22 protein-coding genes are annotated in these 22757 nt (G+C 52.9%); 10 read left to right on the top strand and 12 right to left on the bottom strand.

Features of this window, described 5'->3' with window-relative positions; all coding sequences use genetic code 11:
- Window position 1 precedes the first annotated feature (1 nt).
- From dusB to ACLW56_RS12225, 6 genes are all read right to left on the bottom strand, one after another.
- Window positions 2–967 (bottom strand): tRNA dihydrouridine synthase DusB, encoded by a 966-nt coding sequence (gene dusB / locus ACLW56_RS12250; protein ID WP_330984050.1) that lies wholly within the window; start codon window positions 965–967, stop codon window positions 2–4.
- Between the two features lie 347 nt (window positions 968–1314).
- On the bottom strand, window positions 1315–2196 hold the full coding sequence (prmA, locus tag ACLW56_RS12245) for a 50S ribosomal protein L11 methyltransferase (RefSeq protein ID WP_330984049.1): 882 nt from the start codon (window positions 2194–2196) through the stop codon (window positions 1315–1317).
- A 12-nt stretch (window positions 2197–2208) separates the two neighbouring features.
- Entirely contained in the window at window positions 2209–3660 is a 1452-nt protein-coding gene (gene panF, locus ACLW56_RS12240; RefSeq protein WP_330984048.1) for a sodium/pantothenate symporter, read from the bottom strand.
- Window positions 3650–3892, bottom strand: coding sequence for a YhdT family protein (locus ACLW56_RS12235; RefSeq protein ID WP_330984047.1), 243 nt, complete (start codon window positions 3890–3892; stop codon window positions 3650–3652). Before ACLW56_RS12235 ends, panF begins: the two co-directional genes overlap by 11 nt.
- Before the next feature lie 83 nt (window positions 3893–3975).
- Window positions 3976–4935, bottom strand: a complete 960-nt coding sequence (locus ACLW56_RS12230) for a sugar kinase (RefSeq protein ID WP_330984046.1) — start codon at window positions 4933–4935, stop codon at window positions 3976–3978.
- A gap of 10 nt (window positions 4936–4945) precedes the next feature.
- Window positions 4946–5773: a DeoR/GlpR family DNA-binding transcription regulator gene (locus tag ACLW56_RS12225; RefSeq protein WP_330984045.1), complete on the bottom strand. Its 828-nt coding sequence runs from the start codon at window positions 5771–5773 to the stop codon at window positions 4946–4948.
- Between the two features lie 322 nt (window positions 5774–6095).
- Here ACLW56_RS12225 and ACLW56_RS12220 point away from each other — a divergent pair, with 322 nt between their 5' ends.
- The 6 genes from ACLW56_RS12220 to ACLW56_RS12195 are packed head-to-tail and all read left to right on the top strand — an operon-like array spanning window position 6096 to window position 12458.
- Complete coding sequence (locus tag ACLW56_RS12220) at window positions 6096–6950, top strand: tagatose bisphosphate family class II aldolase (protein WP_330984044.1); 855 nt, start codon at window positions 6096–6098, stop codon at window positions 6948–6950.
- A gap of 35 nt (window positions 6951–6985) precedes the next feature.
- On the top strand, window positions 6986–7876 hold the full coding sequence (locus ACLW56_RS12215; RefSeq protein WP_330984043.1) for a substrate-binding domain-containing protein: 891 nt from the start codon (window positions 6986–6988) through the stop codon (window positions 7874–7876).
- A 59-nt stretch (window positions 7877–7935) separates the two neighbouring features.
- Window positions 7936–9435, top strand: a complete 1500-nt coding sequence (locus tag ACLW56_RS12210) for a sugar ABC transporter ATP-binding protein (RefSeq protein ID WP_330984042.1) — start codon at window positions 7936–7938, stop codon at window positions 9433–9435.
- A complete protein-coding gene (locus ACLW56_RS12205) occupies window positions 9436–10425 on the top strand; it encodes an ABC transporter permease (protein WP_330984041.1) in 990 nt (329 codons plus the stop codon).
- Window positions 10426–10446: 21 nt separating this feature from the next.
- Window positions 10447–11409 carry a sugar kinase gene (locus ACLW56_RS12200; RefSeq protein ID WP_330984040.1) on the top strand — a complete coding sequence of 321 codons (963 nt, stop codon included), beginning with the start codon at window positions 10447–10449 and terminating at the stop codon, window positions 11407–11409.
- The gene (locus tag ACLW56_RS12195) at window positions 11406–12458 is read left to right on the top strand and encodes an aldose 1-epimerase family protein (RefSeq protein ID WP_330984039.1); all 1053 of its coding nucleotides are present in this window, start codon (window positions 11406–11408) and stop codon (window positions 12456–12458) included. The genes ACLW56_RS12200 and ACLW56_RS12195 overlap by 4 nt, the downstream gene beginning before the upstream one ends.
- Before the next feature lie 48 nt (window positions 12459–12506).
- Here ACLW56_RS12195 and accC read toward each other — a convergent pair whose 3' ends face one another.
- From accC to ACLW56_RS12165, 6 genes are all read right to left on the bottom strand, one after another.
- Window positions 12507–13856 carry an acetyl-CoA carboxylase biotin carboxylase subunit gene (accC, locus tag ACLW56_RS12190; RefSeq protein WP_330984038.1) on the bottom strand — a complete coding sequence of 450 codons (1350 nt, stop codon included), beginning with the start codon at window positions 13854–13856 and terminating at the stop codon, window positions 12507–12509.
- 10 nt (window positions 13857–13866) lie between these two features.
- Window positions 13867–14331 carry an acetyl-CoA carboxylase biotin carboxyl carrier protein gene (accB, locus tag ACLW56_RS12185; protein WP_330984037.1) on the bottom strand — a complete coding sequence of 155 codons (465 nt, stop codon included), beginning with the start codon at window positions 14329–14331 and terminating at the stop codon, window positions 13867–13869.
- 22 nt (window positions 14332–14353) lie between these two features.
- Window positions 14354–14806: a type II 3-dehydroquinate dehydratase gene (gene aroQ / locus ACLW56_RS12180; protein ID WP_330984036.1), complete on the bottom strand. Its 453-nt coding sequence runs from the start codon at window positions 14804–14806 to the stop codon at window positions 14354–14356.
- Between the two features lie 235 nt (window positions 14807–15041).
- Window positions 15042–15641, bottom strand: coding sequence for a protein-methionine-sulfoxide reductase heme-binding subunit MsrQ (gene msrQ / locus ACLW56_RS12175; RefSeq protein WP_330984035.1), 600 nt, complete (start codon window positions 15639–15641; stop codon window positions 15042–15044).
- Window positions 15642–16643, bottom strand: a complete 1002-nt coding sequence (msrP, locus tag ACLW56_RS12170; RefSeq protein ID WP_330984034.1) for a protein-methionine-sulfoxide reductase catalytic subunit MsrP — start codon at window positions 16641–16643, stop codon at window positions 15642–15644.
- 77 nt (window positions 16644–16720) lie between these two features.
- Window positions 16721–17695 carry an MDR family oxidoreductase gene (locus tag ACLW56_RS12165; RefSeq protein ID WP_330984033.1) on the bottom strand — a complete coding sequence of 325 codons (975 nt, stop codon included), beginning with the start codon at window positions 17693–17695 and terminating at the stop codon, window positions 16721–16723.
- A 221-nt stretch (window positions 17696–17916) separates the two neighbouring features.
- On the opposite strand from ACLW56_RS12165, the gene csrD reads away from it, so the two are divergent.
- The 4 genes from csrD (at window position 17917) to mreD (ending at window position 22757) form a co-directional block, all read left to right on the top strand.
- Complete coding sequence (gene csrD, locus ACLW56_RS12160) at window positions 17917–19857, top strand: RNase E specificity factor CsrD (RefSeq protein WP_330984032.1); 1941 nt, start codon at window positions 17917–17919, stop codon at window positions 19855–19857.
- Window positions 19858–20142: 285 nt separating this feature from the next.
- Complete coding sequence (gene mreB, locus ACLW56_RS12155) at window positions 20143–21186, top strand: rod shape-determining protein MreB (protein ID WP_006818047.1); 1044 nt, start codon at window positions 20143–20145, stop codon at window positions 21184–21186.
- Between the two features lie 69 nt (window positions 21187–21255).
- Complete coding sequence (gene mreC / locus ACLW56_RS12150; protein ID WP_330984031.1) at window positions 21256–22269, top strand: rod shape-determining protein MreC; 1014 nt, start codon at window positions 21256–21258, stop codon at window positions 22267–22269.
- Window positions 22269–22757: a rod shape-determining protein MreD gene (gene mreD, locus ACLW56_RS12145; protein WP_330984030.1), complete on the top strand. Its 489-nt coding sequence runs from the start codon at window positions 22269–22271 to the stop codon at window positions 22755–22757. The genes mreC and mreD overlap by 1 nt, the downstream gene beginning before the upstream one ends.

Raw genomic sequence — 22757 nt, 5'->3', positions numbered from 1 at the left:
TTTACGCAAAATTTTCGAAGTATGCCTCCAACGCCTCCAGCTGTACGCTGGCATCCTCTATGGCGTTGAATGTGCGCCGAAACTGGTCATCTGGAGCGTGCTCCTGAAGGTACCAGGAGACATGTTTGCGCGCAATTCGGTACCCCTTTGCCTGACCGTAAAAGTCATGCAATTCCCGAACGTGTGCACAAAGTATGCGTTTCACCTCTGCCAGAGGCAGAGAGGGCAGCATCTCCCCAGTGTCCAGATAATGCTGGATTTCCCGAAAGATCCAGGGTCTTCCCTGAGCCGCGCGTCCTATCATCAGGGCATCCGCCCCCGTATAGTCGAGCACAGCTCTGGCTTTAAGCGGGTCAGTAATGTCGCCATTCGCGATAATCGGAATGGAAACTGTCTGCTTAACTGCCCGAATACTGTTGTACTCAGCTTCTCCGTTAAACAAGCAGGCGCGAGTGCGTCCGTGAATAGTCAGAGCCTGAATGCCACAATCTTCAGCCAGTTTGGCAATCTCTACACAGTTACGGTGTTCCGGCGCCCAGCCAGTGCGAATCTTGAGAGTGACAGGAACGTCCACTGCTTTCACCACCGCGGTCAGGATAGACTGCACCAAATCCGGGTGTTGCAAGAGGGCTGAACCTGCAAGCTTGCGATTCACTTTTTTCGCCGGACAACCCATATTGATATCAATAATTTGGGCGCCACTTTCAACGTTAATACGTGCGGCTTCCGCCATTTCTTCAGGAACGCTGCCGGCAATTTGCACGGTGCGGATCCCGGGCTCGTCAATGTGCACCATCCGTAAACGGGATTTGTCGCTCTCCCACACTTGCGGGTTGGAGGACAGCATCTCAGAAACGGTTAAACCTGCTCCCATCTCGTAGCACAACGTCCGGAATGGTCTGTCAGTAATGCCAGCCATGGGCGCTGCGATCAGGCGATTTCTGAGCTGGTGGTGTCCGATGCGCATGAGTTAAGAAATGACCATACTGTGACTGCAAGGCGGCGTATATTACGCATTTTTTGCACGAGATGAAAGGCCAAACTTTGAGCAATCCTCTGTCGTAGATCAAGGAATCGCCAGTCGGTGGAAAGTGAAAAAATTAATCGCTATTTAAATCATTGCGTTATGCATAAATGATGAATTTACATACAGACGCAATTTTGCGTAACTTCTCAATTTTCCCTGCAACCAGGGGAGCAGAAAAGGGATAAGCTGCTGGATTAATCAGCAGATTATCCCGAATAATGTGGGCCGGATCTCATTTCGTTGCTGGGCAGTGATGGCGTATTTCAGCACTCATCCAGCGGAGAAAATCAGTTTTTACGCCCGGTAATCCGACACCATTCTTCCTTCTCCACCACCGGGTCGAGAGTGAAAAGCGGCGCATAAGCTTCGCAGACACTTTCTGCCTGGCTTGCGAGGATACCGGAAAGGCCCAACAGACCGCCCTCAACGGGCAGCACGCTGATTAACGGTGCCAGTTCACGTAATGGGCCTGCCAGAATGTTAGCGACCACCACATCGGCTTTCATGGCCTCTGGCTGGTCTTGTGGCAGATAGAGCTCCAGCTTGTCGGACACCCCATTACGTTCTGCGTTATCGCGGCTGGCCTGAATGGCCTGCGGATCGATGTCGATCCCAATCGCTTTGGCCGCACCCAGTTTCAGGGCGGCAATGGCGAGGATCCCGGAACCGCAACCGAAGTCGATAACCGTTTTACCGTCAAGATCCAGACCATCCAGCCATTGCAGGCACAGGGACGTTGTCGGGTGAGTGCCGGTACCAAACGCCAGACCCGGATCGAGCATCACGTTGACCGCGTTTTCGTCCGGCACATCGCGCCAGCTTGGGCAAATCCACAGACGTTTGCCGAACTGCATCGGGTGGAAATTATCCATCCATTCGCGTTCCCAATCTTTGTCTTCCAGCTGTTCGATTTTGTGGACAAAACCGGCACCCAGCAGCGGATGGTGTTCAAGGATGGCCACCACTTCTTTCATGTCGGTTTCAGCATCGAACAGACCGATGACATCGGTATCGCCCCACAGGCGGGTTTCACCCGGCAACGGTTCAAACACCGGTGTGTCATGGGTGTCCTGGAAGGTGATAGAGACGGAGCCCGCTTCCATCAACGCATCGCTCAGTTCCTCAGCGTTCGCGCCGGTGGTGTTTAATTTCAGTTGGATCCATGGCATGGCAAAACTCTTTTAATGATTAACAGTGATAGTCGGGGCTTGCGCCGCAGGACGACCAAAAAGGTTGCCGACAACAAAAGCCAGTAAACTTAGCAGCAGCGCCGGGACAATCGGGTGGAAGCCCAGATACTGAATTTTCAGGGTGGCGAGTACAGCATAAAGCACGCCACCGACGATCATGGCGCTCAATGCTCCGGCGGCATTAGCGCGCTCCCAATAGAGTCCCAGTACCAGCGGCCAAAGGAACACGGCTTCCAGCCCGCCAAATGCGAGCAGGTTCAGCCAGATGATCATCTCGGGTGGGCGCCAGGCCGCCAGCAGCAGCAGGGCGCCAAGTACCAGGGTAATCAGCGCAGACATACGTTTCAGACGCTTTTCATTCTGGAGCTGTTCTGGATGCAGGCTCAAATAGAGATCTTTGATGATCGTAGCGGAACTCTGCAACAACTGCGCGTTGATCGTCGACATGATCGCCGCCATCGGAGCAGCAAGGAAGATCCCGGCAGCAACCGGTGGCAGCACTTTTACCATCAGCGTAGGAATAACAAGATCCGGAACGGTGAGATCAGGAATCACCGCGCGACCCAGCGCACCTGCCAGATGCATACCCAGCATCAGGATCGCGACCACAATCGTGCCGATAATGATGCCCCGGTGTACCGCTTTGCTGTCTTTGTAGGAGATACAACGGACGGCGGTGTGTGGCAGGCCAATGACCCCGAAGCAAACCAGCACCCAGAAAGAGGTCATAAATGTCGGGGAAAGAATATCTTCTGCACCCTGCGGTGAAATTAGCTTCGGGTCGATTTGTTCCAGCGTCTGAACCGCATGACCCAACCCTCCCGCTGCATGCACGACACCAATCAGCAACACGATGGTGCCAATCAGCATCACCAGCCCTTGCATGGAGTCGTTGAGCACGCTGGCGCGGAAGCCGCCAAAAGCGGTGTAGAGCGCAATGCTCACGCCGAAAATCAACAAGCCTGTTTCGTAAGGAATGCCCGCAGCCGTTTCCAGCAGGCGCGCGCCGCCAATGAATTGCACGGTCATCGCGCCGACAAAGGCGACTAACAAACTGAGACTGGCAAGCCACACCAGCAAGCGGCTCTGATAACGAGCAAACAGCATGTCGTTCAACGTGACGGCGTTATAGCGTCTCGCAAGAATCGCGAATTTTTTCCCCAGCACACCGAGAGACAACCAGACTGCCGGGAGCTGGATCATCGCCAGCAAAACCCAACCCAGGCCGTATTTATAGGCCGCACCTGGCCCGCCGATAAATGAACTGGCGCTGATGTAAGTGGCAACCAGCGTCATTGCCAGCACAAAACCGCCCATTGAACGGCTGCCCAGGAAGTACTCATTCAGGAAGGTGCCGGTGGAGCGTTTCCGCATGGCATAGACCGACAAACCAAAGACCACTAACAGATAAGCGATAAGCGGCAGGATCACTTCAAGCTGCATCGTCGTCCTCCAGCGGGATCTCGCGATAGATGACTTTCACCATCGCCCAGCACAGCACGATAAACAGCAACGGCACTAACAAACAGGCCATTTCAAACCAGTGCGGCAGGCCCGTAAAGCCGATGAATGAATTTGGTATGTAAGCACTCGCTAACCATGCAGCGAGATAGAGGAGGGTTAGCCACAACGCCCAGCGGGCTTCTTTGTGTGCCTGAACAAAACGCGCGTCCATAAGGCTCCCAGGGTCAATGTAAAGCGGGGATTGTACGGTAACAGAGAAGGTTGGGAAAAGACTCTGGCAGAAAAAGCAGCCTGTCATGTCCCGTCATGCAAAAAAGCTTCAATCTCTGACTGCGACGAGATCCCTTCCATCGGGCCCTTGCGCGTCACCGCCATCGCACCGCTGGCGCAGGCATACTGCAAGGCTTGTTGCGCGGAAAAACCCGCCAGAAAGAGGGTGACAAACGTTGCGCCAAAACAGTCCCCGGCTCCGGTAGGATCAACGATGTCGACCTGATGCCCTGCAGTATGCAACGCATACAGTGCCTGATCTTCAAAACGGTAATAGCTGGCGCCGCGCTGCGCACGCTTGATGGCGATATGTTTTACGCCGCGTTTCAGCAGGTCTTCGACGATTTGCGCTTCTGCCTGATTTTTATGGCGGGCAAAGAAAGACAGTTCGTGCTCGCTGGGTATGAAAATATCGGTGTATTCAATCAGATAATCCAGGGCCTGTGCCATCTCCGGGATCGAGAGCATCTCTTTTCGCAGATTGGGATCAAAAGAGACCGTGCCGCCTGCCGCTTTAACCTCCGCAATCGCCTTGCGCATCGTGTCGATCATCCGGAATGAAAACAACGACGAACCCATGATATGAAGGTGGCGAGACTGGCGCAGCAGATCTTTATCGATGTGCTCAGCGGTTAACAACCCACAGGCACTGTTCGGGATATTAAAGACAAAATCGCGCTGGAGTGGCGTGTGATAGCTGACAAAGGCTGTGCCGGTCACGGCGTTATCCATCACGCGGATGCCATCGGTGATCACCCCTTCATGGCGAAGGCGCTCAATGCTCAGACGCCCGAAGTCATCGTTGCCCACGCAGCCAAAAAGAATCGCACGGTGCCCCAGTTTTGCTACCTGAGCCGCAAAAATTGCCGGCGCGCCGCTGGGATACGGGCCGGTAAATTCGCCTGGCTGGGTGAATTTTTGCTTTGGCTTTTGGGATAAAAATTCAACCAGCACTTCACCCAGGGTACAGATAGTCAGTGTCACAAGCGTTTCCTCATGCCTGAAGCCTTTCGCGATTAGACCAGGTAAAGCACTCATTGCTGGTGTAAAGGATGACAAAATCAGCGTCCTGCAATTGTTGCTGATACTGCTCGTTGATACTGCGATAGACGATCACATTTTCGGCCTGATCGATAAGGCCGATTGAAGCGGGCGACCTGGGGTGGGCCGTGACGATAATGCTTTTGTTATGAGCATGATCGAAACAGAGCTTCCAGGCGGCAGCCAGTTTGGGGGTCTGAATGCTGAGCGTTCCGTCGGCATCTATGGCGTTGACCTCAAGAATGCAGTGGGTCAGGGTGTAATGCTGAATGGCTTGCTCAAGCGGTTTACCGGCCAGGGCGGTTTCAGGGCGCAACATTTCACTGCCTGCCAGAATGATTTCCCCGTCGATAAACTGATTGGCCAGCAGCGCATGTTCCGGATCGTTGGTAATGAGGCGAAGCTTTTTGACGTCACTGAGCAGCGGAATGATTTTGCGGCAAATCTCGCCATGGCCGAGAAAAACCGTGTCCCGATCCTGAATCAGTCGGGCACAGTGGCGGGCAATCTCTATTTGTTGCGCCAGGGACGGCGGGGCAGTCTGGGGTACTGGCTCGGGCTCAGTTTGTAAGCCGGTGGTGGCGATAGCCCCGCCAAAGGAGCGTTTCAGATAGCCCTGCTGCTCCAGATAGCTCAAATCACCGCGGATGGTGACCCCGGAAACGCCGAGTTGAGCTGACAAATCATCAACCTTTATTTCGCCCTGAGAGGTGACGATTTCAGCAATTTTTAACCTGCGTTTCAGAAGATTAGACGATTTTCTCGGCACGTAAACGCTCATTTTCTGCCTGTAATGCGCCACACTATATCCTGATGTTTTTCTCTTTGAAAGTTATCCTTCATAACCCGCAACATCCTGAAAGCTATGCCCCAATGCCGAGTTCTACTTAACATCATAAATATAAACGGTTTTATCAATTTTCCTGCGTAATGCCACCATGTCTTGTTTCATCTCGCTGCATAAATAAACTTTAATTTTGTAAGTTATTTGCCGTGTTTTGAACCTCGTCACGATTTTTGCCGCGCCATTCATGATAGTTTTCTTTCAAAATGAAAGTTAGAACGTGATTTCTTCGTTTTGTAAGTCAATCACAGGAGAAGCGATGTACATTATTTCAAGCAAAAATATGCTGAAGCAGGCGCAGGCTGAGGGATATGCCGTTCCGGCTTTCAACATCCACAATCTCGAAACCTTGCAGGTTGTCGTGGAAACCGCGGCGCAATACCGCTCTCCGGTGATGCTGGCAGGCACGCCCGGCACCTACAGCTATGGAGGCGTCGAAAATTTGATCTCGCTGGTGAAAGCTATGGCGCACCAGTACCAGCTGCCGCTGGTACTTCATCTTGATCATCATGAAGCGTCAGAGGACATTTTTCACAAGGTGCGAGCCGGGATCCGCTCGGTGATGATTGACGGCTCCCATCTGCCTTTTGAAGAAAACGTTGCCCAGGTGAAAGAAGTCACCGAATTTTGCCATCGTTATGACGTGAGCGTGGAAGCGGAGCTTGGGCGCCTTGGCGGCCAGGAGGACGATTTGGTGGTCGATGCCAGGGATTCCGCCTACACCTCACCGCAGGCCGCCGCGGAGTTTGTGCGCCGCACCCGGATTGATTCCCTGGCGGTGGCGATCGGCACTGCGCATGGCTTGTATACGCATGAACCCCATCTGGATTTTGATCGTCTGGCCCTCATCCGCCAGCACGTCGATGTACCTCTGGTTTTGCACGGCGCTTCAGGGTTAACGGAAGCGGATATCCGCCAGTGTATTCAACTGGGGATTTGCAAAGTGAATGTCGCCACAGAATTGAAAATCGCGTTTGCTGATGCCCTGAAAAATTATTTTAGTGAGCACCCTGCGGCGAATGATCCCCGGCATTATATGCAACCAGCAAAAGCAGCCATGAAAGAAGTGGTGACCCGAATCATTGCGGTATGTGGCAGTGAAGGAAAAATTTAAAAAACCTTACCCTACAAAAACAATCAGGACTGTTTATGAAAAATATCAACGTACTTGCATCGGCAATGTTAGTAGGCCTGGCTTTATTTACGCAAAACGCATTCGCCAAAGACTATAAAATTGGCGCTTCATTATTGACCCAACAGCATCCTTTTTATATTGATCTCGCCAACGCGATGAAAGACGAAGCCAAAAAAGATAATGTCGATTTAAGCATCTCGATTGCTAATCAGGACCTCAATAAGCAGCTCTCGGATGTGGAAGACTTTATAACCAAAAAAGTCGATGCCATCATTATTTCCCCGGTCGATTCGAAGGGGATTCGGGCCGCCATTCTGAAAGCGGATAAGGCCGGTATTCCTGTTATCACGGTTGATGTGGCTGCTGAAGATGTGCCGGTGGTAGCGCATGTGGCGACAGATAACTACGCGGGCGGCGTGGAAGCGGGCAAATTGATGGGGGAACTGCTGAAAGGCAAAGGGACCGTGGCGATTATCTCCTATCCGGCGCTGCAGTCGGTGGTCGCACGAGTAGACGGCTTTAAGAAAGGCCTGAGCGCCACGCCGGAAATTAAAATTGTCGCCGAGCAGCCGGGTATTACCCGCGCTGACGCACTCACCGCCTCTCAAAATATTATGCAGGCCAATCCAAACCTGAGCGGGCTGTTTGGCTTTGGCGATGATGCCGCCCTGGCTGCAGTGATTGCGGCGAAATCTGCCCGCAATGACAACATTAAGATTATCGGTTTTGACGGAATGAAAGAGGCCCGGGATGCCGTTGACAGTGAAAAAACGTTTGCTGCCGTGATTCGTCAGTACCCGGATCAGATGGGCGCTAAAGCGGTTGATGCCGCAGTGGACCACCTTAATGGCAAACCCGTGGACAAAATGATCCCCGTGCAGCCGGGTGTCTATACCAAACAATAATGACTATCTTCCTCTCACAGTAAGGCGCTTCGGCGTTTTACTGTGGCTCCGGAGTGATTATGACGGATGTTATTCTTGATGTTTCGCATATCGCCAAAAAATTTGGTCACGTTCAGGCACTGAAAGATATCACGCTGACGATTCGTAAAGGACGTGTGCATACGTTATTAGGTGAAAACGGTGCGGGAAAATCTACATTAATGAAGATCCTTGCCGGTGTTTATCCGCCAACCCAGGGAACGATTACGCTGCACGGCAAGCAGATTACAATTAACAACCCGCAGCATTCACGCCAGCTTGGCATTGCCATTATTTTTCAGGAACTCAGCCTCAGTAATAATATGACCGTGGCAGAGAATATTTATGCCAACAATGAACCGAAGCGTTTCGGGATCATTAACGATAAAAAGATGGATGCCGATTGCCGAGCCCTGCTCGCCGAGCTGGGGATCCCGCTTAATGCACAAGATATTGTCGGTAACATGTCCATCGCCCACCGACAGCTGGTGGAGATTGCCAAGGCGTTAAGTTATCCGGCCGATATCGTCATCATGGATGAGCCGACGTCGTCGCTCAGCGATAATGAAGCTGAAATTCTGTTCAGAATTATCGACAAGCTCAGACAGCGGGGCACGGCGGTTATTTATATTTCGCATCGGATGGATGAAATCATGCGGATATCTGATGACATCTCGGTGATTCGCGACGGGGAATATATCGCCACGCATCAGCGCAAGGAGAGTGATATTCAGCACCTGATTGCGCAAATGGTGGGGCGCGAAATGAAGAATATCTGGCCCCCGCGCATTGGGGAAAGGCCTGGCGAAGAGGCTGGGGCAAAACTTGAAGTCAGAAACCTCACGCATCCTCAGCTCTTCCGGCAGGTGAGTTTTACCGTCCGCCCGGGAGAAGTGCTGGGCTTTTTCGGCCTGGTGGGCGCAGGGCGCTCGGACGTGATGAAAACGCTGTTTGGCCTCAATGCCTATCAGGGAACCATCCTGATTGAGGGCCAAGAGGTGGTTATCTCAAGCCCAAAACAGGCTATTGAGCATGGTATTGCCTTTGTGACAGAAAACCGCAAAGAGGAAGGGCTGGTGCTGATGCACGACGTGAACATGAACACCCACCACGTAGCCTTTCAGTTTAACGCTTCCGGGCCAGGGCTGATTAATCGTCGCGACGAAGAAGCGCGAACCCGGCAGGCTATCGTCAGAATGAATACCAAAGTCAGCTCCATTTATCAGCCTGTCGGGGCGCTGAGCGGCGGAAATCAGCAAAAAATAGTGCTGTCGAAATGGCTGGAAAAAACACCGGCCATCTTGCTGCTCGACGAACCGACCCGGGGTGTGGACGTTGGGGCAAAATTTGAAATCTACAACGTGATACGCCAGCTGGCGGCAGCGGGGACGGCCATCATTCTGGTTTCTTCCGAGCTGCCTGAAGTGATGGCGCTCAGCGACCGGCTGGTAGTGATGCGTAATAAAACCATCGCTGACATTTTTCCCTGTGAAAATTTAACGCAAACGCAGGTGATGACCGCTGCGACAGGAGTGTGCTAAATGACTGACAAAACCCTGCCTCTACCCAAAAGCACTGGCCCAGCTTCTGCGGGTGGATTTAAAAGAGTGCTTAAACAATACGGCGGGATCCTCAGCGGGATGCTGGTGCTGTTTATTCTTTTTAGCGTAATGAATGACAGTTTTTTCACCGCCAATAATATCATCAACATCATTCTTCAGGTTTCCATCATTGCGATTACCGCCTATGGCATGACCTATGTGTTATTGCTCGGTGATATTGATTTGTCCGTCGGGTCGACCATTGCTTTGGTTGGCACGTTTGCCGCACTCGGCGCTTCGTGGGGGATCCCTTTTATATTACTGGTGCCCTTATCCGTCATGGCGGCATTGGTGTTGGGGGTGGTCAACGGGGGATTGACGGCGGTGGCCGGTATTCCTTCTTTTATTGTGACTGTTGCCACCATGGGGATCTTCAGAGGCATTGCTTACATTGTGACTGACGGCACGCCGGTGATGATCAAGGATGACGCTTTTTTAGCGCTTGGCAACGGTGAATTTCTCTACATCCCCGTGCCGATCTGGATTTTGCTGGTTTTACTGCTGGTGAATCATTTTGTCCTAACCAAAACGGCCTTTGGTCGCAAAATTTATATCACCGGAGGGAACAAAGAGGCGGCCGTTTATTCCGGGATTAACGTTGTTCGCCTGAAAATAAAAGTGTTCATGATAACCGCAGTACTGGCCGGTATCAGCGGCATGATCCTCGCCTCGCGCCTCTATTCTGGGCAACCCAATGCGGCATTAAGTTATGAACTGGATGCGATTGCTGCTGCCGTTTTGGGTGGCACCAGCCTGAATGGCGGCTATGGCACGGTGGTCGGTACCATGATTGGGGCCTTAACTATCGGCGTTATCAATAATGGCATGAATTTAATGAATGTCCCTTACTTCTACCAAATGGTGGTAAAGGGCCTGGTCATTCTGGTTGCCGTTTATGTTGATGTCAGAAATAAAAGAAAACGTAGCTAACCCTTACAAGGAATTTATCTTATGAGCAAGGTTTTCACGATCGGCGAGATTCTGGTGGAAATAATGGCCAGCAAAATTGGCCAGCCTTTCGATCAGCCCGGATTATGGAATGGGCCTTATCCCAGCGGCGCTCCCGCGATTTTTATCGATCAGGTTACACGCCTTGGGGTTCCGTGCGGCATCATCAGCTGTGTAGGCAACGATGGTTTTGGTGACATTAACCTTCATCGGCTGGCTGAAGATGGCGTTGATATTCGCGGCATCTCAGTGCTGCCGCTGGAAGCCACCGGCAGCGCCTTTGTGACCTACCACAGTTCTGGCGATCGCGATTTTATTTTTAATATTAAAAATGCCGCCTGTGGGAAATTGTCCTCACAGCATGTAGACGAACGTCTTCTCAGGGACTGCACGCATTTTCATATTATGGGGTCATCACTCTTTTCGTTTCACATGGTCGATGCGGTAAAAAAAGCAGTGACTCTGGTAAAAGAAAACGGCGGAGTTATTTCTTTCGACCCGAATATCCGGAAAGAAATGCTCGATATTCCGGAAATGCGCGACGCATTACACTTCGTTCTTGAGCTGACAGATATCTATATGCCCAGCGAAGGGGAAGTGCTTTTGCTTTCACCACACTCAACGACCGAACGCGCCATCGCCGGTTTCCTTGAAGAGGGGATCAAAGAGGTTATCGTGAAGCGCGGCAATCAGGGCGCCAGTTATTATTCCGCCACCGATCGCTTTCATGTCGCAAGTTATCCCGTGGAAGAAGTGGATCCGACTGGGGCCGGGGATTGCTTTGGTGGCGCGTATATTGCCTGTCGGCAACTGGGGTTTGAGGCTTATCAGGCGCTGAAGTACGCCAATGCCTGTGGTGCGATGGCCGTGACCAAAAGAGGGCCGATGGAAGGCACTTCACAGCTGAAAGAAATTGAAGCGTTTATCCATCATCACGACGCCGCAAGCCTGGAGCCTCTGCAATGAATAAAAACCTCTGGCCGTGGATCGGCGATCTCTCTCAGGTAGCTGGCATCAAACACTATGAGCTTCGCAGCGGCAGAGCAAAAGGGACTGAAGCCTTTGATGTCCGAACCGGGGCGGGGCTAGCTTTTACCGTGGTGAAAGATCGTGCCCTGGATATTGCCTGGGCGAGTTACAAAGACACGGCTATCTCCTTCATTACCCCCGCCGGTATGGTGGCCCCGGCGTTCTTTGAACCGCAGGGAAATGGCTTTTTGCGCAGTTTCTATGCCGCCCTGCTGACCACCTGCGGGTTGAGTTATCTGGGGACGCCCTGTGAAGACGAGGGGGAATCGCTTGGCCTGCACGGAAGACTGGCCGCAACGCCAGCGGAGGAAGTGGGCTATCGTACAGAACGCACTGAATCAGGCATTGAATTTGTGATTAACGGGAAAGTGCGGGAAGCGCGGCTGTTTGGCGAAAACCTGACGCTCGAGAGAACCCTCCGCTGCGCCTATGGTGAGAATCGCCTGCATATAGAAGACAAAGTCACGAATCATGGATTCACCCGCCAGCCGCTGCAAATCCTCTATCACTTCAACTATGGCTGGCCGCTGTTGTCCCCGGATGCAGAGATTGTGCTGTCAGCGAACAGCATCACACCGCGGACGGCCCGTGCGGCGGAAGGTCTGGCTGACCCTCTCAGCATCACCGAGCCGGAGCCTGGGTTTGCCGAACAGGTCTACTATTTAACCCTCAACGCTGACGCACAGGGCATGAGTAAGGTGGCTTTGCTCAACCCTCAGGCAGGCTGGGGGATCTATGAGAAGTTTGATACCCGCCAGTTACCGAATTTCATTCAGTGGAAAAATCTGGGGTCAGGTGAATATGTGATGGGGCTGGAGTTGAGCAATAGCTTCCCCGATGGCCGGGATAAAGAGCGGGCCGCAGGCCGCCTGCCGTTCATCGAGCCGGGTGAAACGGTGCAGTACTCTCTGGAGTGGGGGATTGTCGAAGGGGCGGAGGAGATCTCTGCGCTGAGAAAAGAGATAGCCAGCTACGGCCAGGCTTAAATGAAAATGCCGGGCTTTCGACAGAAAGCCCGGCATGAGAGCGCAGAATTACTTCTCGTACATACCGAGTTTTTTCTCCAGATAGTGGATGTTGGTCCCACCATGCTGGAAGTTTTCATCGCTCATAATGCGCATTTGCAGATCAACGTTGGTTTTAATGCCGTCGATGATCAGCTCCTGCAGGGCGTTCTTCATACGAGAAATCGCCACGTCACGGGTTTCCCCGTAGCAAATCAGCTTGCCGATCATTGAGTCATAGTACGGTGGCACAGTGTAGCCAGCGTAGATATGAGATTCCCAACGCACACCGAAACCGCCTGGCGCGTGGAAACGGGTGATTTTACCCGGGCTCGGCAGGAAGGTGTTCGGATCTTCGGCGTTAATACGGCATTCTACCGCATGGCCACGAACCTGAACTTCTTCTTGCTTGATAGACAGCGGCTGGCCTGCAGCAATGCGCAGCTGTTCTTTGATCAGGTCAACACCGGTGATCATTTCGGTTACCGGGTGCTCTACCTGAATACGGGTGTTCATTTCGATGAAATAGAACTCGCCGTTTTCAAACAGGAACTCGAAGGTACCCGCACCACGATAGCCGATATCCACACAGGCTTTAGAGCAACGCTCGCCGATGTAGCGACGCAGTTCCGGGGTAATGCCCGGTGCTGGTGCTTCTTCGACCACTTTCTGGTGACGGCGCTGCATGGAGCAGTCACGTTCAGCCAGATAGATAGCGTTACCCTGGCCGTCTGCCAGCACCTGGATCTCGATGTGACGAGGATTTTCCAGGTATTTTTCCATGTACACCATGTCATTGCTGAACGCGGCTTTCGCTTCAGCTTTGGTCATGGAGATGGATTGAGCCAGTTCAGCGTCGCTGCGCACCACGCGCATACCACGACCGCCGCCGCCGCCAGACGCTTTGATGATAACCGGGTAGCCAATGCGTTTAGCATGAGCACGGTTAGCATCCATATCATCGCCCAGCGGGCCGTCAGAACCTGGTACGGTTGGGACGCCCGCTTTCTTCATTGCGGTGATAGCAGACACTTTGTCGCCCATCAGGCGGATGGTGTCAGCTTTCGGGCCGATGAAGATAAAGCCGGAGCGCTCAACCTGCTCAGCAAAGTTAGCGTTCTCAGACAGGAAGCCGTAACCCGGATGGATTGCCACCGCGCCAGTGATTTCAGCGGCGCTGATGATAGCCGGGATATTCAGATAGCTTTTTACGGAAGGAGCCGGGCCGATACAGACCGTCTCATCCGCCAGCAATACGTGTTTTAAATCGCGATCCGCAGTGGAGTGCACAGCCACAGTCTTGATGCCCAGCTCTTTACAGGCACGAAGAATACGCAGTGCAATCTCGCCACGGTTAGCGATGACAATTTTATCCAGCATGTTCGCCTCGTTACTCGATGACGACCAGCGGCTCGTCAAATTCTACCGGTTGACCACTTTCGACCAGGATAGCCTTCACGGTGCCCGCTTTGTCGGCTTCGATCTGGTTCATCATTTTCATGGCTTCAACGATGCACAGGGTATCACCCACGTTCACCTTCTGACCCACTTCGATGAAGGCTTTCGCGTCCGGGCTAGGGGTGCGATAGAAGGTACCTACCATCGGGGAGCGTACGATGTGACCACTGATTTCAGCTTTTGCCGCTGGCGCTTCAGCTGCTGCTGGTGCGGCGACAGCCGGTGCAGCTTGCTGCTGCATCATTGGCGCAGCGTAAGCCTGTTGCATAACCGGGTAGCTGCCTGCTGGCGCTGCACGGCTGATGCGTACAGACTCTTCGCCTTCAGAAATTTCCAGTTCGGAGATGCCTGATTCTTCAACCAGCTCGATCAGTTTTTTAATCTTACGAATATCCATGAGTGGGTTCCGTACTCTTTGTTTAGTGTGATTGTGACAGGCGTTTTACCGCCGTCTGTAAAGCGTATGAATAGCCGTCAGCGCCTAATCCGCAGATGACGCCGGCAGCGATATCAGAGAGATATGAGTGATGGCGGAACGGCTCGCGAGCGTGCACGTTGCTCAGATGAATCTCGATAAACGGGATACTGACCGCCAACAGCGCATCGCGAATCGCCACGCTGGTGTGCGTGAAAGCGGCCGGATTGATCAGGATATAGTCAATCTTGTCTTTAGCCTGATGAATACGGTCGATGATCGCGAACTCCGCGTTAGATTGCAGATGGTCCAGCGACACATTCAGAGCGTCGGCCTCTGCGGTCAGTCGGTTAACCATTTCCGCTAACGTCAGGGTGCCATACTTCTCAGGCTCACGGGTGCCGAGCATATTCAGGTTCGGTCCGTTTAAAAGCAAAATGCGTAACTTGTCGGCCATTGTGCTGCTATCTCCTGCAATTCTCCGGTAAAAAACAAAATATACCTTCGATGCGCGCTTGTCACCTTTTCAGAGGCCAAAAACCCCCGTCAGGAAAACCAAAGTCGCACATTATAACGATTTCGTAGCATTTGGCAGCTAAATACTGGTCTTATCAGGGAAGATAATCAACCTCAGCCACGAAAAAGTCAGGCGTAGTGCGGGAGAACTGCAGGAAACAGCACATAATCGTGAATTAACGCCACCACATGCGAAACTTCTTATATCGGCACGCTAAAAGCACAAAAGCGGCCATGGCGTACAGAATTGGTTGGGGCGACAGGATCTTCACCGACCACAGATAATGAATCGGGGCGAGGATCGCCACCAGATAGACGAAGTTGTGCAACGTCTGCCAGCGTGGACCCAGTTTTCGCTGCGCATACTGGAAAGAGGTGACGGCCAATGCCAGCAAAATGACCCAGCTTATCAACCCTAACGTCAGATAAGGGCGGTTCACCACTTCCTGCCAGAGCAAGCCCAGATTGTTAATCCCCAGTTCCAGCAAGGCGTAGCTGGTGAGATGCAGCGTCGCCCAGGCAAAACACCATACGCCCAACAGACGACGAGTACGAATCAAAAGGGGTTGTTTAGCGTAGCGCGCCAATGGGGAGACCAGCAAGGTAGCCAGTAGCAGTTTCAGAGCCATCTTACCTGTAAAGTGTTGAATGTCCTTGGCAGGGTCGGCACTAAAGTAGCCCTGCGACCCTGCCCAAAACAGCCAGACAAAGGGTAAAAAGGCGGCGAGATGCAGAATGACCTTCAGCCACGTTATCTGTTTTGCTGTTAAACGCACTCAGAAATACTCCCGTAAGTTAAGACCGCGATACAGCGAAGCAACTTGATCCGCGTAACCGTTGAACAACAGCGTCGGCTGGCGTTTCACATCCAGCACACCACCAGAACCGATGAAACGTTCAGAAGCCTGAGACCAGCGAGGATGATCGACATGCGGGTTCACGTTGGCATAGAAACCATATTCATTCGGCGCGGCCATATTCCATGTACAAGGCGGCTGATCTCTGGTCAGCGTAATGCTGACGATGGACTTAATCCCTTTGAAACCATATTTCCACGGTACCGTCAGGCGAATGGGCGCACCATTCTGTGGCGGCAGCGCTTTGCCGTACACACCGGTGGTCAGCAGCGTCAGAGGATGCATCGCTTCATCCAGGCGTAATCCTTCAACATAAGGATAAGAAAGCCCGCCGCCGATAAAGCGGTCTTTTTGCCCGGGCATTTGTTCAGGCGCGTAAAGGGTTTTGAAGGCGACATATTTGGCCTCGCTGGTGGGTTCAACCAGGGCAAGCAGTTTATGCAGAGGAAAACCAATCCACGGCACGACCATCGACCAGGCTTCGACGCAGCGCATCCGGTAGATTCGCTGCTCCAGCGGAAAGCGTTTGGTTAAATCGTCGTGATCGAGCGTGATTGGTTTTGTCACCTCGCCATCAATCGTCAGCTTCCACGGGTCGGTAATCAGGCTTCCTGCATTGGCGGCAGGGTCGGCTTTATCGAGACCAAACTCATAGAAGTTGTTGTAACCGCTGACTTTGTCTTCGGGCGTCAGCGCGAGTTGATTTTGCCATTCAGCGGGGCGGGAAAATTCGAGCGGCTTGCCCGGCGGCGCAGGCGGACGATCGTTGCCTTTAAACCAGCTCAGCAAATCGGCGTGTGCCACAGAGGGAAGGGAAAGTGCTGTCGCGCTAATGCCCAACATCTTTAGCACCAGGCGGCGCTTGAGCATAAATACGGATTCTGCCGTGACATCGGCTTCCGTCAGTTTTTTCAATTTCATGGCATCCTCCATCATGCATTTTCCTAAGCATGATGGAGGCGGCTGATTAACGCGAATATGTCACGAAAATTTGAAGATTAGGCCACTTTTACCAGGGTGCGGCCCTGGATTTGGTTGTTCATGATTTTATCGGCATATTCCGGGGCCTGAGCCAGACTGATTTCCGTCGCGCTTTGGCTATAGAAGGAAGAAGGCAGATCTGCCACCAGACGCTTCCAGGCTTCAGCACGGCGTGCCGCTGGTGTCATGACCGAGTCCACGCCCTGCAAACGGACGTTACGCAGAATAAAAGGCATCACGGTCGTTGGCAGCGCAAAGCCGCCCGCCAGCCCACATGCCGCCACGCAGCCGCCGTAATTCATTTGCGCCAGAACCTTCGCCAGCACTTTGTCGCCAACTGTGTCGATTGCACCTGCCCAAAGTTGTTTTTCCAGCGGGCGAGTTTCAGTGAATTCGTCACGGCCCAGAATACGGCTAGCTCCCAGAGTGCGCAGATAATCGTGAGTACTTTCACGGCCGGAAACGGCGACAACCTGATAACCCAGCTTGTGCAGCAGAGCAATAGCGGTACTCCCTACACCACCGCTCGCGCCGGTGACGACAATCTCGCCATCTTCAGGCTTAATCCCTGCATCTTCCAGCGCCATCACGCACAGCATAGCGGTGAAGCCTGCTGTGCCGATAATCATCGCCTGGCGAGCCTGCATACCTTCAGGCTGCGGCACCAGCCAGTCGCCTTTCACACGCGCACGCTGCGCCAGACCGCCCCAATGGTTTTCACCCACGCCCCAGCCCGTCAACAGAACCTGTTGGCCTGCATGAAAGCGCGGATCTTCGCTGTGGTGAACAACACCGGCAAAGTCGATACCGGGAATCATCGGAAAATTGCGAATGATTTTCCCTTTTCCGGTAATGGCGAGGGCATCTTTAAAGTTCAGGCTGGACCACTGAATATCCACGGTAACCTCGCCCTGCGGGAGTTGGCTCTCTTCGATATCCTGGACCGATGCGAGGGTTTTACCGTCGTGCTGTTCTAAGATTAACGCCTGCATAATCCTTCCTCGGTTGCTGAATGATTGGAAAAAATTTTTTGATGACTATACTCGCTAACGGAAACACGATGCCGACTTATCGCAATAAATTGCCAGTTTCACTCACTCTGGTAGTATGCAGAGTCCTTTTGATGTGCTAGTTAGTGCTCACTAATTGTAGGCCGTCACAGCGGGTGTCCGGCTCAGCCGGGCTGTTTTTCATCAACGGAGTTAATACAGGGATGCGATTAACGACGAAATTTTCAGCTTTTGTGACGCTGCTGACGGGCCTGACTATCTTTGTCACCCTGATAGGCTGCTCACTGAGCTTCTATAACGGTATTCAGTATAAAGTGGATTACCGCGCCCGCGCTGTGGCGACGGTGGTCGATTCCCGCCTGGTCAATACCCCTTTCAACCAACTCGACAGCCAACTGGATGAAATTCTGGTGTCTGTGGACATTGTGCGCATCGATTTCGTCGTCAACGACAAAACGATTTTTAGCCATTCGTGCAAAAGCAGCTATCGCCCGATGGGCAGCAATTATCAGTATCGCGAGCTAAGCGTTGAGTCTGTGAAACACCCAGGCATGACCATTCATATGGTCTACCTCGACCCGATGGTGAACTATTTTCACTCGCTGTTGACGACGGCGCCACTGACCATAGCCATTGGCTTTATGGTGCTGATTATCTTCTTCTCAGTGCGCTGGCTGCGTAATCAGCTGTCCGGGCAAGAGCTTCTGGAGCAGCGTTCAACGCGAATTCTCAATGGTGAACGCGGCAATCAGGTGTACGGAACCGTGCATGAATGGCCAGCCCGAACCAGCAGCGCACTGGATGCATTGCTCTCCGAAATTCAGTTTGCCGGTGAACAGCGCACGCGCCTCGATACCTTAATTCGTTCTTACGCGGCGCAGGACACCAAAACGGGCCTCAGCAATCGGATGTTTTTTGATAACCAGCTGGCCACGCTTCTCGACGATCAGGAGAAAGTCGGTGCTCACGGTATTGTCATGCTAATCCGCCTGCCAGAATTCGATCTGGTGAGAGACCATTTTGGAAGAAGTGCAGCAGAAGAACACTTCTTCACCCTCATTAATATGCTTTCCACTTTTATGATGCGCTATCCCGGCGCTCTGCTGGCTCGCTACCATCGCAGCGACTATGCCGTGCTGCTCCCGCATCGCACGTTGAAAGAAGCTGACAGCATTGCCTCCGGGTTGTTGAAGTCGCTTGATGCCTTGCCTGCAACAAAAATTCTCGATCAGGATGACATGATGCACATCGGCATCTGCGCCTGGCGAAGCGGACAGAGCACCGATCAGGTGATGGGGCATGCCGATGCCGCGGTGCGTAACGCCGTGCTTCAGGGCAGTAATAGCTGGGCTGTTTATGACGACACCTTGCCAGAAAAAGGACGCGGTAACGTTCGCTGGCGAACCTTGATTGAACAGATGCTCAGCCGCGGCGGCCCGCGTTTCTATCAAAAACCGGCCATCCATTACGATGGTCGTGTTCATCACCGCGAATTGATGTGTCGCATTTATGATGGTAAAGAAGAAGTGATTGCCGCTGAATACATGCCGATGGTGCTTGAGTTCGGGCTGGCGGAAGAATATGACCGTCTTCAGATCACCCGCCTGTTGCCTTTCCTTTTGTTCTGGCCTGAAGAAAATCTGGCATTGCAGGTCACGGTAGAATCCTTAATTCGCCCCCGATTCCAGCGTTGGCTACGTGATACGCTGATGCAATGTGAAAAATTGCAGCGAAAACGGATTATTTTTGAACTTGCAGAGGCGGATGTCTGTCAACATATCAGCCGTTTACAGCCCATCATGCGTTTAATTAACGCATTGGGGGTGAGAGTCGTGGTGATTCAGGCGGGTTTGACGTTAGTCAGCACCAGTTGGATCAAGGAACTGTCGGTGGAAATCATCAAGCTTCATCCGGGTCTGGTGCGTAACATCGAAAAACGCAGTGAGAACCAATTGTTGGTGCAAAGTCTTGTCGAAGCCTGTAAAGGTACTACGACGCAGGTCTTTGCGACCGGGCTGCGTAGTCGAAGTGAATGGCAAGTGCTCAGAGAGTGTGGTGTGTTAGGGGGGCAGGGCGATTTTTTTGCTTCGTCACAACCACTTGACACTAGCGTAAAAAAATATTCGCGAAGATACTCTGTTTGATCTGCCGTTTGCTGTGATTTCACGTAGAATAACGCGCGCTGTTTCTCCCGGGGGTGTGCATGACTGCCAGCCGGACAACAAGCCAGTGATCGTCCTTTGAAAGGTTACAATGCAGGCAAGGAGTGCTGCTGTTCTGACGCTGTCAGGTCGAAATTGTAACAAAGGAAACGAGCTGCACTAATTTTCACCGCAGCAGATGATTTTTGCGCCTTGTCGCTGCTGCGTGTGGTTGGTTAAAGTAAGCGGATTTTGTTTCCGCCCCAGCTTTCAGGATTATCCCTTAGTATGTTGAAAAAATTTCGTGGCATGTTTTCCAATGACCTGTCCATTGACCTGGGTACCGCGAATACCCTGATTTACGTAAAAGGACAAGGCATCGTACTGAATGAGCCTTCCGTTGTGGCTATTCGCCAGGATCGTGCGGGTTCGCCGAAGAGTGTGGCGGCCGTCGGTCATGAAGCGAAGCAGATGCTGGGTCGTACGCCAGGCAATATCGCGGCTATTCGTCCAATGAAAGACGGCGTTATCGCCGACTTCTTCGTGACTGAGAAGATGCTGCAGCACTTCATCAAGCAGGTTCACAGCAACAGCTTCATGCGTCCAAGCCCGCGTGTACTGGTGTGTGTGCCGGTTGGCGCAACTCAGGTTGAACGTCGTGCCATTCGTGAATCCGCTCAGGGCGCTGGCGCTCGTGAAGTGTTCCTGATTGAAGAGCCGATGGCGGCAGCAATCGGTGCAGGTCTGCCGGTGTCTGAAGCAACCGGTTCTATGGTTGTGGATATCGGGGGGGGGACCACTGAAGTTGCGGTTATCTCCCTGAACGGCGTAGTGTATTCCTCCTCCGTACGTATCGGCGGTGACCGTTTCGACGAAGCCATCATTAATTATGTTCGTCGTAACTACGGATCTCTCATCGGTGAAGCGACGGCTGAGCGTATCAAGCACGAAATCGGTTCTGCCTATCCCGGTGACGAAGTGCGTGAAATTGAAGTTCGCGGCCGTAATCTGGCAGAAGGTGTGCCACGTGGCTTCACCCTGAACTCCAATGAAATCCTCGAAGCCCTGCAGGAACCGCTGACCGGTATCGTCAGTGCGGTGATGGTTGCACTGGAACAGTGCCCGCCAGAACTGGCCTCCGATATCTCCGAGCGCGGCATGGTGCTGACCGGTGGTGGTGCGCTGCTGCGTAACCTCGACCGCCTGTTAATGGAAGAGACAGGAATTCCTGTCGTAGTTGCAGAAGATCCACTGACCTGTGTTGCCCGTGGCGGCGGCAAGGCACTGGAAATGATCGACATGCACGGCGGCGACTTGTTTAGCGAAGAGTAGTCAGCCTGAAGTCTGGGGCAGCGGCAGGGCTGCCCTTTGATTTCACTGACACGAGAATACGCATAGCCTATGAAGCCCATTTTTAGCCGTGGCCCGTCGCTACAGATTCGCCTTATCCTGGCGGTGCTGGTGGCGCTCGGCGTGATTATTGCCGACAGCCGCCTCGGTACGTTCAGTCAAATCCGAACGTACATGGATACCGCCGTTAGCCCTTTCTACTTTATTTCCAACGGCCCCCGTGAATTACTGGACGGCATCTCGCAGACTTTGGCTTCCCGCGACCAGCTTGAGCTGGAAAACCGTGCGTTGCGCCGGGAACTGCTGCTGAAAAACAGTGATTTGCTGATGATGGGCCAGTACAAGCAGGAAAACGCCCGTCTGCGAGAACTGCTGGGTTCCCCGCTGCGTCAGGACGAGCAGAAGATGGTCACTCAGGTGATCTCCACGGTGAACGACCCTTACAGCGATCAGGTGGTTATCGACAAAGGTAGCGTCAATGGCGTCTACGAAGGTCAGCCTGTGATCAGCGATAAAGGCGTTGTCGGCCAGGTGGTTGCGGTCGCGAAACTGACCAGCCGCGTGTTGTTGATTTGCGATGCTACGCATGCGCTGCCGATTCAGGTACTGCGTAATGATATTCGCGTTATCGCTGCCGGTAACGGGTGTACCGACGATCTGCAACTGGAACATCTGCCAGCCAATACCGATATTCGCGTGGGTGATGTACTGGTGACGTCTGGATTGGGTGGCCGTTTCCCTGAAGGCTATCCTGTTGCGGTTGTTTCCTCTGTGAAACTCGACACTCAGCGTGCTTATACCGTCATTCAGGCGCGTCCGACTGCTGGTCTTCAGCGTCTGCGCTATCTGCTGCTGTTGTGGGGGGCGGACCGTAACGGCGCGAACCCAATGACGCCAGAAGAAGTGCATCGCGTGGCCAATGAACGTCTGATGCAGATGATGCCACAAGTGTTGCCAGCCGCCGATTCGATGGGGCCGCCCGCACCTGTACCGCCGCCAGCAACAGGCATGACTCAGCCTGCACCTGCCGCCGCACCCGTTCCGCCTTCTTCAGGAGGGCAGTAGTGGCAAGCTATCGAAGCCAGGGTCGCTGGGTTATCTGGCTGTCGTTTCTGGTCGCCCTCTTGTTACAAGTGATGCCCTGGCCGGATGATCTGTTGGTCTACCGGCCGAACTGGGTTCTGCTCATTCTGCTCTACTGGATCTTAGCGTTACCGCATCGGGTCAATGTTGGCACAGGTTTCATTATGGGTGCCATACTGGATCTGATTAGCGGCTCTACGCTGGGCGTCCGCGCATTGTCCCTCAGCATCATTGCCTATCTGGTGGCTCTGAAATACCAGCTGTTCCGCAACCTCGCGCTCTGGCAACAGGCGTTGGTGGTGATGATGCTGTCCCTTGCGGTGGATATCGTTGTTTTCTGGGCAGAGTTTTTAGTGATCAACGTCTCTTTCCGACCGGAAGTGTTCTGGAGTAGTGTTGTTAACGGTGTACTCTGGCCGTGGATATTCTTGCTGATGCGCAAGATCCGTCAGCAATTCGCTGTACAATAA

It is taken from the genome of Pantoea sp. sgz302252 (assembly GCF_047713085.1).
GTDB lineage: Bacteria > Pseudomonadota > Gammaproteobacteria > Enterobacterales > Enterobacteriaceae > Scandinavium.
This window is presented reverse-complemented; position numbering and strand designations above follow the sequence as displayed.

Coding starts and splice junctions, on each gene's coding strand:
- dusB (WP_330984050.1), bottom strand. CDS start 967: ATGCGCATCGGACACCACCAGCTCAGAAATCGCCTGATCGCAGCGCCC.
- prmA (WP_330984049.1), bottom strand. CDS start 2,196: ATGCCATGGATCCAACTGAAATTAAACACCACCGGCGCGAACGCTGAG.
- panF (WP_330984048.1), bottom strand. CDS start 3,660: ATGCAGCTTGAAGTGATCCTGCCGCTTATCGCTTATCTGTTAGTGGTC.
- ACLW56_RS12235 (WP_330984047.1), bottom strand. CDS start 3,892: ATGGACGCGCGTTTTGTTCAGGCACACAAAGAAGCCCGCTGGGCGTTG.
- ACLW56_RS12225 (WP_330984045.1), bottom strand. CDS start 5,773: ATGAGCGTTTACGTGCCGAGAAAATCGTCTAATCTTCTGAAACGCAGG.
- ACLW56_RS12220 (WP_330984044.1), top strand. CDS start 6,096: ATGTACATTATTTCAAGCAAAAATATGCTGAAGCAGGCGCAGGCTGAG.
- ACLW56_RS12215 (WP_330984043.1), top strand. CDS start 6,986: ATGAAAAATATCAACGTACTTGCATCGGCAATGTTAGTAGGCCTGGCT.
- ACLW56_RS12210 (WP_330984042.1), top strand. CDS start 7,936: ATGACGGATGTTATTCTTGATGTTTCGCATATCGCCAAAAAATTTGGT.
- ACLW56_RS12205 (WP_330984041.1), top strand. CDS start 9,436: ATGACTGACAAAACCCTGCCTCTACCCAAAAGCACTGGCCCAGCTTCT.
- ACLW56_RS12200 (WP_330984040.1), top strand. CDS start 10,447: ATGAGCAAGGTTTTCACGATCGGCGAGATTCTGGTGGAAATAATGGCC.
- ACLW56_RS12195 (WP_330984039.1), top strand. CDS start 11,406: ATGAATAAAAACCTCTGGCCGTGGATCGGCGATCTCTCTCAGGTAGCT.
- accC (WP_330984038.1), bottom strand. CDS start 13,856: ATGCTGGATAAAATTGTCATCGCTAACCGTGGCGAGATTGCACTGCGT.
- accB (WP_330984037.1), bottom strand. CDS start 14,331: ATGGATATTCGTAAGATTAAAAAACTGATCGAGCTGGTTGAAGAATCA.
- aroQ (WP_330984036.1), bottom strand. CDS start 14,806: ATGGCCGACAAGTTACGCATTTTGCTTTTAAACGGACCGAACCTGAAT.
- msrP (WP_330984034.1), bottom strand. CDS start 16,643: ATGAAATTGAAAAAACTGACGGAAGCCGATGTCACGGCAGAATCCGTA.
- ACLW56_RS12165 (WP_330984033.1), bottom strand. CDS start 17,695: ATGCAGGCGTTAATCTTAGAACAGCACGACGGTAAAACCCTCGCATCG.
- csrD (WP_330984032.1), top strand. CDS start 17,917: ATGCGATTAACGACGAAATTTTCAGCTTTTGTGACGCTGCTGACGGGC.
- mreB (WP_006818047.1), top strand. CDS start 20,143: ATGTTGAAAAAATTTCGTGGCATGTTTTCCAATGACCTGTCCATTGAC.
- mreC (WP_330984031.1), top strand. CDS start 21,256: ATGAAGCCCATTTTTAGCCGTGGCCCGTCGCTACAGATTCGCCTTATC.